Genomic DNA, 1,424 nt, shown 5'->3' with positions numbered 1-1,424 from the left:
GGCGCGGCGCGGCCGCCGCGCCGCGGAGCGCGGAGCTGTGGCTGCCCGGTCCGGACGGTCTGGTGGGCATGGTGGAGCGGGGGGCGGCGGAGGCCGTGGTGAGCGGGGCGCGGGCGGATCTCCGCGTCGTCGGATGACCGGGGCGACCGATGCCGTACGGGTGGTCGTGGTCTGGGTGCCCGATTTCCCGGTGCTGGCGTGCGGTGCGGAGGACGGCACGCCGGTGGCGGTGGTGCACCGGGGCGCGGTGGTGGCCTGCTCCGCGTCCGCGCGGGCGGCCGGGGTCCGGCGGCACATGCGGCTGCGGACCGCGCAGGCCAGATGCCCCGGGCTGCGGGTCGTCGAGCGGGACCTCGCCGCCGAGGTGAGGCTGTTCGAGCAGGTGGTGCACCGGGTGGAAACGGAGGTGGTGCCCAGGCTGGAGGTGATCCGTCCCGGGCTGCTCGCGGCGCCGGCGCGCGGGGCCGCGCGGTACTGGGGCGGCGAGCGGCAGCTGTCCGTACGGCTGGTGGGCACCGTCGCCGAACTGGGGCTGCCCGCCCGTGCCGGGATCGCCGACAGCACGTTCGTGGCGGCGCTCGCGGCCCGCCGGGGCGACGGGGTGGTCGTCCCGGCGGACGGGAACGCCGCGTTCCTGTCCCCGTACCCGGTGGGCGTGCTGGGAGTGCCCCGACTGTCCGAGCTCCTGAAGCAGCTCGGTTTGCGTACCGTCGGGGACTTCGCGCGGCTGCCGGCGGGCCGGGTCGCGGAGCGGCTCGGCGCCGAGGGGATCGGCGCGCACCGTGTCGCCCGCGGAGGGTCGGCCCGGCCGGTGTCCGTACGGACCGCCGTCCAGGACCACACTGTGCAGTGGCTGTTCGAGGTCGCCGAGGGGCAGCTGGACGCGGTCGTGTTCGTGGCGGTCGCGCTCGCGGACGAGCTGCACGAGCGCCTGGCGGCGGCGGGGGTGGTGTGCGGACGGGTGGAGGCCGCGGTCGAGACGGCCGACGGCCGGATTCTGACGCGGACCTTCCGGCACGAGGGGCGGCTGTCCTCCCGGGCGGTCGCCGAGCGCGTACGCGGCGTGCTGGCCGCCTGGTCCGAAACGGGCCTGCTGGACACCGGCGGAGGCGAACCGGGAATCCGCCGCCTGGCCCTGCGCCCCGACGGGATCGCTCCGGACACCGGCTCGCAGGGCGCGTTCGACGGAGAACGCGACACTCCGGTGGAGGTGGAGCGGGCCGCCGCCCGGGTGCAGGCGGTGCTCGGGCACCGGGCGGTCACCCGGATCGTCGAGGTCGGCGGCCGGGGGCCGGGCGACCGGATCCGGCTGGTCCCGGTCGGCGACGTCCCCGACGACGGGGCGGGGACCGCGGGCGGTCCGTGGCCGGGACTGCTGCCCGCCCCGCACCCGGCCGCCGTCTACCCGGTCCGGCGTCCGGCCC

Annotated in this window: 1 protein-coding gene; it reads left to right on the top strand. The window is 78.0% G+C overall.

Annotation, left to right across the window (positions count from 1 at the left end; all coding sequences use genetic code 11):
• Window positions 1-133: 133 nt before the first annotated feature.
• The coding region (locus tag CR470_RS37920) for a DNA polymerase Y family protein (RefSeq protein WP_107489556.1) at window positions 134-1,424 on the top strand (1,291 nt) is incomplete at its 3' end.

The sequence above is a fragment of the Streptomyces sp. rh34 genome (genome assembly GCF_002551245.1).
Lineage (GTDB): Bacteria > Actinomycetota > Actinomycetes > Streptomycetales > Streptomycetaceae > Streptomyces.
The sequence above is the reverse complement of the archived record's forward strand: the minus strand, read 5'-3'. Positions and strand labels throughout refer to the sequence as shown.